Origin of the sequence: Pseudoalteromonas arabiensis (assembly GCF_001550155.1) — a bacterium.
GTDB lineage: Bacteria > Pseudomonadota > Gammaproteobacteria > Enterobacterales > Alteromonadaceae > Pseudoalteromonas > Pseudoalteromonas arabiensis.
The window spans coordinates 319,276-328,579 of the sequence record NZ_LRUF01000021.1 but is presented as its reverse complement, the minus strand read 5'-3'; the positions used below and the strand labels follow the sequence as shown (position 1 = coordinate 328,579).

8 protein-coding genes are annotated in these 9,304 nt (G+C 41.7%); 7 read left to right on the top strand and 1 reads right to left on the bottom strand.

The genetic code is table 11. The features are described from left to right. The first annotated feature begins 122 nt into the window (after positions 1-122). From purE to PAARA_RS11090, 6 genes are all read left to right on the top strand, one after another. Positions 123-605, top strand: a complete 483-nt coding sequence (gene purE, locus PAARA_RS11115; protein WP_054561454.1) for a 5-(carboxyamino)imidazole ribonucleotide mutase — start codon at positions 123-125, stop codon at positions 603-605. A gap of 1 nt (position 606) precedes the next feature. Continuing rightward, the gene (locus PAARA_RS11110; protein ID WP_062569099.1) at positions 607-1,755 is read left to right on the top strand and encodes a 5-(carboxyamino)imidazole ribonucleotide synthase; all 1,149 of its coding nucleotides are present in this window, start codon (positions 607-609) and stop codon (positions 1,753-1,755) included. 135 nt (positions 1,756-1,890) lie between these two features. Further along, positions 1,891-2,121: a DUF2798 domain-containing protein gene (locus tag PAARA_RS11105; RefSeq protein ID WP_062569098.1), complete on the top strand. Its 231-nt coding sequence runs from the start codon at positions 1,891-1,893 to the stop codon at positions 2,119-2,121. Then, complete coding sequence (locus PAARA_RS11100; RefSeq protein WP_083515304.1) at positions 2,118-3,050, top strand: YeiH family protein; 933 nt, start codon at positions 2,118-2,120, stop codon at positions 3,048-3,050. The genes PAARA_RS11105 and PAARA_RS11100 overlap by 4 nt, the downstream gene beginning before the upstream one ends. Next, the gene (locus tag PAARA_RS11095; protein ID WP_062569096.1) at positions 3,047-4,210 is read left to right on the top strand and encodes an endonuclease/exonuclease/phosphatase family protein; all 1,164 of its coding nucleotides are present in this window, start codon (positions 3,047-3,049) and stop codon (positions 4,208-4,210) included. The genes PAARA_RS11100 and PAARA_RS11095 overlap by 4 nt, the downstream gene beginning before the upstream one ends. Positions 4,211-4,316: 106 nt before the next feature. Beyond that, on the top strand, positions 4,317-6,809 hold the full coding sequence (locus PAARA_RS11090) for a prolyl oligopeptidase family serine peptidase (RefSeq protein ID WP_062569095.1): 2,493 nt from the start codon (positions 4,317-4,319) through the stop codon (positions 6,807-6,809). A gap of 29 nt (positions 6,810-6,838) precedes the next feature. On the opposite strand, the gene rrtA is transcribed toward PAARA_RS11090, so the two are convergent. Next, positions 6,839-7,435, bottom strand: coding sequence for a rhombosortase (gene rrtA / locus PAARA_RS11085; protein ID WP_062569094.1), 597 nt, complete (start codon positions 7,433-7,435; stop codon positions 6,839-6,841). Between the two features lie 84 nt (positions 7,436-7,519). Between rrtA and ggt the strand changes: the two genes are divergently transcribed. After that, entirely contained in the window at positions 7,520-9,277 is a 1,758-nt protein-coding gene (gene ggt / locus PAARA_RS11080) for a gamma-glutamyltransferase (protein ID WP_083515303.1), read from the top strand. The last annotated feature ends 27 nt before the right edge of the window (positions 9,278-9,304 follow it).

Sequence of the window (9,304 nt, the reverse complement as noted above, 5' to 3'; positions counted from 1 at the left end):
CCTAAATCGCTTTTAATTCCAACTGAAACTCGCATCTTGAGGTGGTTTGGGTATATAATACCCGCCACAAAATAAGGACAAAAGTCCGCTTTTTAGAAAACAATTTTAACTGAGGTGTATTTATGACAGTTGGCATTATTATGGGTTCCAAATCAGACTGGCCAACGATGGAACATGCGGCATTAATGCTAGAAAAATTTGGCATTGAATACGAAACTAAAGTTGTTTCTGCTCACCGTACTCCTCAATTACTTGCTGACTATGCAAGCTCGGCTGCTGAACGCGGCATTAAAATTATTATTGCGGGTGCCGGTGGGGCTGCACACTTGCCTGGTATGGCCGCGGCATTTACTTCACTGCCTGTTTTAGGTGTACCCGTTAAATCAAAAACACTTAATGGTGTAGATTCATTATTATCTATCTGCCAAATGCCTAAAGGTGTTGCGGTAGGTACACTGGCTATCGGCGAAGCAGGCGCTGCAAATGCTGGACTTTTAGCAGCACAAATTTTAGGTTGCCAGCAGCCAGAAATTTTCGCAAAAGTTGAAGCTTTCCGTAAAGAACAAACAGACACTATCTTAGCTAACCCTAATCCCGCAGAGTAATATGAATATTTTAATTTTAGGTGCAGGTCAGTTAGCTCGCATGATGAGCTTAGCGGGTGCACCGCTTGATTTAAATGTTGTTGCCTACGATGTGGGTAGTGAAAAAATCATTCATCCGTTAACCGGTGAAGTTCACAATAGCACATTACAACAAGCTATTGATAACGCAGACGCCATTACAGCTGAGTTTGAACACATTCCTGATGATGTACTAACGCTATGCTGTCAAAGCAATAAGTTTTACCCAGGTAAAGCAGCGATTAAAACCGGTGGCGACCGCGCACTTGAAAAAGCATTACTTGATAAAACAAATGTTGAATGTGCGCCTTACCAATTAATTACAGAAAAAGCGCACCTTATTGCTGCTGTAGAGCGCTTAGGCAAGCCGCTTGTGATTAAAACTTGCCAAGCGGGTTACGATGGTAAAGGGCAGTGGCGCTTAAAGTCTGATGATCAAATTGACCAAATCTGGTCAGAAATGGCAGATTTCATCGCATCAGGCACCGAAACTGCGCCGCATTCTATTATCGCTGAAAAGATGATTCCGTTTGATCGTGAAGTATCTATTATTGGGGCACGCGACAAAGCAGGTAACACAGTAATCTATCCACTCACTGAAAACCAACACACTAACGGTGTACTAACACTTTCAGTAGCGGGTAAAGAAAAAGCAGCAATTCAAGAACAAGCTGAGGTTGCGTTTAACAAGCTTGCGCAAGAGCTTGATTATGTGGGTGTATTAGCAATCGAATTTTTTGATGTGCAAGGCACGTTATTAGTTAACGAAATTGCGCCACGTGTGCATAATTCTGGTCACTGGACACAGCAGGGTACGCATTGCTCACAGTTCGAAAATCATATGCGTGCAGTTGCTGGTTTACCATTAGGTAGTACAGAACTACTTCGTCCTACCGCTATGATCAATGTACTAGGCCAGCCTTCTGTTCCACACTCAGTACTTGCAACGCCTGACGTTACAAGTCACTGGTATGGTAAAACGGCTAAACCTGGTCGTAAGATGGGGCATATTAATGTCTCAGCCGATAATCTTCATCAACTGGGTGAGCGTTTAGCGGCACTTGCTGAAGTGCTGCCAGAACACGATTATCCAGGCGTAGCTGCTACCAGCACCCAACTTATTTTAAACTGATCAGTTTAAATTCTAAGGAGCCGAGTTCATCTCGGCTTTTTAATATCCTAATAGAATAGTACCTCTTGTCTCAAAGCACTTGCGTCAGGTTTTTCTTGCTATAGACTAATATTTTTATATTAATATTAGCTTGTTATGTTACATCCTCGATTTAGAACAGTCGTATTTGCGTTTTTTATGGCGCTGTTTATGTCTGGATTTATGTCTTTAGTGATCAGCATTTTTAACGTTGGTTTAATTGATAACATTGCAACCATTTGGCTTAAAGCATGGGCTTTTGCTTTTTGTGTGGCATTTCCTACCGTTATTTTTGTCGCACCTGTAGTACATAAGTTAACCAATAGATTGATCAGAGCACCGTTGTGATAGCCGAACGCCCAAAACAAGTACTATTTATTACGTTATTTTTAGCATCTGCTTTGCCATTTGTTGGCTCAGCTACGGCACTTGTAGTCGGTGCTTTGTTTGCCATGCTATTAGGTAATCCATTTGCAGCGCAGTCACAAAAAATGAGTAAATGGATGCTAAAGTTGGCGGTAATTGGCTTAGGCTTTGCTGTTGATTTTAGCCAAGTAATAGAAGTAGGGCGTAGCTCTATTGTGCTTACAATCGTTAGTATTACCGCGATTATTGGCCTTGGCGAAATTTTATCGCAGTTATTTAAGTTAAATAAAAATACTGGCGTACTCATCTCATTTGGTACTGCTATTTGTGGAGGTAGCGCCATTGCAGCAATGGCGCCTGTAATTAAGGCCAAAGATCACGAAGTGGCGATATCATTAGCCGTGGTGTTTTTATTAAATGCCCTTGGTTTAGTGTTATTTCCGATGATTGGTCATTATTTTGGCCTGACTGAGCATCAGTTTGGGGTTTGGGCGGCACTGGCTATTCATGACACGAGCAGTGTAGTGGGGGCTTCCGCGGCTTATGGCGCATCTGCGCTTGCCATTGCAACAACCATTAAGCTGACCAGAGCGATGTGGATCATACCGTATACGAGTATCGCAGGTGTATTTTGGAAGTCTGATGAAAAAGCCAGTATCCCCTTGTTTATTATAGGCTTCTTGGCTGCTGCGCTGATTAATTCAAGTTTTCCAGAGTTTCAAACACTGTGGCACGCCCTTAACATAGGTGCTAAGCAAGTTTTGGTAATGACCTTATTTTTAATCGGCAGTGGCTTATCAATTTCAGTTTTAAAACAAGCGGGCATTAAACCTTTTATCATGGCGATGATCTTATGGATCATTGTCAGCAGTATTATTTTACTACTAATAGTAGACGGATTTATTTCATGAAAAATTCCTTATTAAGTTCTTCAATAGCACTTGCTGCAGGCTTGTTTGCTAATAATTTAGCGGCTGCAGATCTGCGTGTTGCCACTTTCAACGTGAGCATGGACGCCACAAATTATGCTAAAAAAGGTGAGGCGGTCGATAAAGATGCTTTAAGCAAAGCATTAGCCAGTAACCACCAGCAAATTCGCAACATAGCAGAAATTATTCAACGTGTAAGACCAGATGTAATTCTACTGAACGAGTTTGATTATATTGATGCTGAAAAAGGCATTAACGTTTTTCGCAAAAACTATCTGCAAGTACCGCAAAATGAGCAGGTTGCAATTGACTATCCATATTATTTTATTGCACCAGTCAATACGGGTTTAGCTACTGAATTTGATCTAGATAACGATGGTGTAAAGGGACATTACAAAGGCGACGCGCAGGGCTTTGGCTTCTTTGAAGGGCATTATGCGATGGCAGTACTGTCACGCTACCCAATTAATTTAGATAAAGCACGTACTTTACAAACATTCAAATATAAAGACATGCCAAATGCGCAAATGCCCATCGACCCTAAAACAGGTAAAAACTGGTATTCTGCTGAGGAATGGCAAGCAATCCACCTAAGCTCTAAATCATTTTGGGATTTACCGATTGATGTAAAAGGAAAAACGGTTCATCTACTAGCTTCACATCCAACACCGCCAGTTTTTGATGGTGATGAAGACCGTAACGGTAAGCGTAATCACGATGAAGTGCGCCTAATTGCTGATTACATCAATAATGCGAACTACATTTATGATGACAAAGGCCAAAAAGGGGGCTTAAAAGCGAAAAGCCGCTTTGTGATTGTTGGGGATTTAAATGCGGCACCTGAAGGTGGTAAAGCTCGTCCTGAAACAACAGACCAAATTTTGAAAAACCCTCTAGTGAATACCTCATTTACCCCTTCTAGCCAAGGGGCTAAACAGTCCTATAAAGAAGAATATGCAAAAAATTACACGGCCTATTGGCAAGCCCGTGCTGATTACGTACTCCCTTCTAATTACGGTATTGAGATCAATGACGGCGGGGTATTTTGGCCAGTAAAAAGCTCAGAATTATACCGTTTGATTAAAGATCGTAATGCCTCATCTGATCATCGTATGGTATGGCTTGATATTAGCTTGAAATAAGCTGTTATTAAACGGAAAAGTTTGGCTGTTTATCCTATAAAAATTGCTATTTCATCAGTGCTTCTGCTTAAATAAGGCGAATTATAATAACCCCGTAAGAAGCACTATGAAATTCAAAACCACTGCTAATAAAACGTTAGTGGCTCTCGCAGTCGCATCTAGCTTTATGCTAGCTGGTTGTCAATCAACCGCCTCAACACCTTCTGAAGAACAAGTAAACAATGTAGCCCCTGTTGTTGTTACCCCTGCTGACACAGGATCAGCTGAAATCACGTTAGAGCAAGCAATGGCTCACCCTGATTGGTTAGGCCGTCAGCCAGAGCGTGCTTTCTGGAATGGTGATTCTAACAGCATTGTTTATGCACAAAAGCAACAGGGTAGTGAGTTACGCGATTTATATGTTCAAGCGGTTAATAGTCAATCTGCATCACAATTAGCGTTAAACAAATTACACACCGTAGGTGCAAAAAATGCAGTTTACTCGGCTGATAAAAAGCAACAGGCTTATGCATTTGAAGGTAATATCTTTGTTAAAAACCTAAGCACTGGTCAAATTACACAAATTACACACGACAGCGCACAACAATCAAAGCCGCAGTTTTTAACGGATGGCAGCCTTGCGTATCGCCAAGGTAATGCATTTTATAAAGTTGATTTGGCAACAGGTCGTCAAGTTGAGTTAGTTAACTTACACCTAGACGATGCGCCTAAAGGTGTGCAAGAGCCAGACACGTATATTGCAAAAGAGCAGCACAAACTAATTGACTACATTGCGCTGACTCACAAAAACAAAAAAGATCGTGAAGCGCGTAAAGAGCAAATTAATGAGCAAAACGACAGTATTGCTAATTCACAGTTCTATTTAGGTAAAGATAAACGTTTGGCAGACGTACAGCTTTCACCAAATGGTCAAGCTCTCGTTGCAGTTACCACTGAAAACCGCTCATGGCGCGATGAAGGCGATATCATGCCTAATTACATTGCCGATGATGCGCGCGTAAAAGCTGAAAAAGTACGTCGTCGCGTTGCGGATGAAAAACCAATTAGCTCAGATGTTATTTACATCGACCTTAAATCAGGCGAGCAAACAACCCTTGCATTCGATACCTTACCTGGTTTTGATGAAGACGTTCTTGCAGCTGTTAAGAAAGAAAACTACGCTCGTGATGGCAAAACTTACAAGCCTGAAAAAGCGCCGCGTGCTATCAACCTAATGATGGATTGGGGTTGGGATCAAAGTGCAATCCAATGGAACACAGATGGTTCACACGTGGCTCTTATGCTTGAAGCATGGGACAACAAAGACCGTTGGCTAGCGACTGTTGATACACAAAACAACAAACTTGTTTCACAGCACCGTTTACATGACGATGCGTGGGTTAACTATGCATACAACGATTTTGGTTGGTTGAACAACTCTGATACGCTTTACTATCTATCTGAAGAGTCTGGTTACAGCCATATTTACAAAAAGCCACTTAACGGTAAAGCAACGCAGCTTACTAAAGGCCAATTTGTTGTTTCTAACTTAACGTTAACGGCTGATAACTCAGCAATTTACTACAAAGCTAACGTTGAGCACCCAGGTCTTTACGAAATCTATCGTGTAAACCCTGCAAACGGTGAGTCTGAGCAAGTCACTAACCTTGATGGCATGACCGACTACCAGTTAAGTCCAGATGAAAGCAAACTTTTGCTAACCCACTCTAAGATTATGTCGCCACCTGAGCTTTACGTTGCTGATGCAAAAGCAAATACCCAAGCAACTCAGTTAACGCACACGGTATCTGATGAGTTTTTAGCGAAGAAGTTAATTGCACCTAAGATTGTTGCTGTGCCTTCAAGCCACACTGATCAGCCAATTTACGCAAAAGTATATTACCCAGCTGATTATAAAGAAGGCGAGACAGGCAAAAACCGTAAAGCGGTTATCTTTAACCATGGTGCAGGTTACTTACAAAACTCACACATGGGTTGGTCTGGTTACTTTCGCGAGTTTATGTTCCACTCACTATTGGCTTCAGAAGGCTACGTAGTCATGGATATGGACTACCGTGCCTCTAAAGGTTATGGCCGTGATTGGCGTACAGCAATTTATCGCCAAATGGGTACGCCAGAAATTCAAGATTTAGCAGACGGCGTAAGCTGGATGGCAGACAACGCTAACGTAGATACAAAAGCGGTAGGCACCTACGGTGGTTCATACGGTGGTTTCATGACATTCATGGCGCTATTTACACAACCTGATTTATTTCAAGCAGGTGCAGCGCTTCGTCCGGTAACTGATTGGGCTCACTACAATGGTCCTTACACGTCGAACATCTTAAATCACCCAGATGTTGACCCAATTGCGTATGAGAAGAGTTCACCAATTTATTTTGCGGAAGGTTTGAAAAATCGCTTATTAATCAACGCACCTATGGTTGATGACAACGTATTCTTCCAAGACTCTGTGCGCCTAGTGCAACGTTTAATTGAGCTTGAAAAAGAAAACTTTGAAACAGCTATTTTCCCAGTTGAACCGCATGGCTTTGTACAGCCATCAAGCTGGTTAGATGAATACCGTCGTATTTATAAGTTGTTCAAAGAAACGCTTTAGTTTTTGGACTTATACAAAACAGCCACTTATTAGTGGCTGTTTTTATATGTAGACTTTAAAACATTTATAAATACTGGCAAAGCCAGTACTGTGCCACCAAGTGCACCAATAAGATGGGCATCTATAGCCACATTTGATGCAATTAATTGGCTTACTGAATCACTAGGGCCTGCAATTTGCTCCCAAATAACTTTCGCCCATGTGCCTACGAACAACAACCAGCCTGAAAAGAGGCCTGCTTGTACGTCTTTTATCGAGCCCCAAATTATTACACCATGCAGTAATGCACTAAGTCCCGTATAAATATAAATATCAGGGCAAAATAACCACACCCCTAATCCACACCAAAGTGCAAGAACAGCGATGTTAAAAGCGTATCTAAATGGTGATGTATGCTCAGCATGTAATGCCCATATTAAAAAAATACCAGCGCAATTTAAGAAAAGATGAGGCCAATTTGCATGAACGAATTGACTCGTGAAAATCCGCCAATATTCACCATTTGTAACTAACAACCGGTTAAATTCTAAATAATCATTAAGATTAAATGCCGCAAAAAAAGTGCTTAGTAAGATTAAACATAAAGGAGGAAGTACATATAGTGGTTTCAGGGGCAGGTTGATCATGTTATTTTTATGGCTTAGAGATTTTTTGCATATTGTGCACGTTTCACACCAAGATGCCAATTAAACAACCGGGATTTAGTTTTTATGTTTTTTAAAACCAAAGCACTTATCGTGCTCTCTTCTTCATTACTGTATTGTTCAACACTTTTAGCTGCACCGGCAAAAATTGAAACAAGAGAACCAGAAGCGGCAACGGGATTTGCTGATAAGCAGGTCGTTGAAGGCGATAAATATATGGTCGCAGCAGCCAATCCTTATGCTGTAAAAGCAGGGCAAAAAATGCTTGAGCTAGGCGGTACAGCAGTTGATGCGGCAATCGCCACTCAACTCGTTCTTACATTAGTTGAACCACAATCATCAGGCATAGGTGGTGGCACCTTTATGATGTACTTTGATAATAAGTCAAAGAGTTTAACAAGTTTTGATGGCCGTGAAACTGCGCCTAGTAATGCGGATGAAACGCTGTTTTTAGATGAGCACGGTAAAGCGGTAAAATGGATTGAAGCGGTGGTTGGTGGTCGCTCAGTGGGTGTTCCGGGTATTTTACATGCCTTTGCATCAGCTCATAAGCGCTACGGCAAGCTTTCTTGGCAAACGCTATTTCAACCTGCAATTGCGCTTGCAGAACAAGGATTTGTTGTGTCACCTCGCCTGCACAAGTTACTAGCTAAAGAACTAAACCCTGGTGTTACAAAGTTGCCCGTTATTCGTGATTACTTTTTTCCAGACGGAAAGCCGCTCGCTATTGGCACTGTTAAGAAAAACCCTGAGCTTGCAGCACTTTATAAAGAAATAGCAAAACGCGGTATTGATGCTTTTTACAAAGGCGAAAATGCACAACAACTTGTTCATGCAGTGCAAAATTCAATTGTAGCGCCAGGCACACTTCGCGTAGAGGATTTAGCAAGCTATCAAAGCAAAGAACGTGCACCTGTGTGTGTTGATTATCATCAATATGAAGTGTGTTCAATGGCTCCACCAAGCAGTGGGGGAGTTGCTGTGTTACAAATTCTAGCCTTGCTTGAGCACAAAGAAATGGCAAAGCTTGAACCTAACTCAGTACAAGCACTTCATTATTTTACTCAAGCATCGCGTTTAGCTTTTGCCGACAGAAATGTATACATGGGTGACCCTGATTTTATGGCAATCCCTACCGAAGGCTTGTTAAACAAAGAGTACATTACCAGTCGCGCTAAACTTATTTCAGAGAAAGATGTTCATGCCGAAGCAGGCACGCCACCTAACTCACTTGCTTATGCACAAGATGATGCGTATGAATTGCCATCAACAAGTCATGTATCTATTGTTGACAGTGAAGGCAATGCAGTTTCGATGACCAGTTCAATTGAGATGGCGTTTGGTTCAACAGTTATGGTAAATGGGTATATTTTAAATAATCAACTGACTGATTTTGCTTTATCGCCAACAAAAGATGGTAAACCTTTAGCAAATCGTGTTGAAGCAGGTAAACGCCCGCGTAGCTCAATGTCGCCAGTCATGGTGTTTAACAAAGACGGTAGCTTGCGCTTAGTGGTTGGTTCACCCGGTGGTAGTCGTATCATTGATTATGTAGCGCAAGTGGTTATTGGTGTTCTCGATTGGAATTTAGACGCGCAAGAGGCGATCAACTTACCACGCATTACAAACCGAAATAATTATACCAGCCTTGAAAAAGGCACCGAGCTTGCAAATCATAAAGCTGAATTTGTTAACCGTGGACACAATGTTCGCATCTTAGATTTAAACTCTGGTTTACATGCTGTTGAACTAAAAGAGGGTAAGCTTTACGGCGCTGCTGATCCGCGTCGTGAAGGTATTGCTTTAAGTGATAAAAGCCATTAAAAACGTGCTCAGCAGCCTTAAAGCTGC

Coding starts and splice junctions, on each gene's coding strand:
- rrtA (WP_062569094.1), bottom strand. CDS start 7,435: ATGATCAACCTGCCCCTGAAACCACTATATGTACTTCCTCCTTTATGT.
- PAARA_RS11095 (WP_062569096.1), top strand. CDS start 3,047: ATGAAAAATTCCTTATTAAGTTCTTCAATAGCACTTGCTGCAGGCTTG.
- PAARA_RS11105 (WP_062569098.1), top strand. CDS start 1,891: ATGTTACATCCTCGATTTAGAACAGTCGTATTTGCGTTTTTTATGGCG.
- purE (WP_054561454.1), top strand. CDS start 123: ATGACAGTTGGCATTATTATGGGTTCCAAATCAGACTGGCCAACGATG.
- PAARA_RS11110 (WP_062569099.1), top strand. CDS start 607: ATGAATATTTTAATTTTAGGTGCAGGTCAGTTAGCTCGCATGATGAGC.
- PAARA_RS11090 (WP_062569095.1), top strand. CDS start 4,317: ATGAAATTCAAAACCACTGCTAATAAAACGTTAGTGGCTCTCGCAGTC.
- ggt (WP_083515303.1), top strand. CDS start 7,520: ATGTTTTTTAAAACCAAAGCACTTATCGTGCTCTCTTCTTCATTACTG.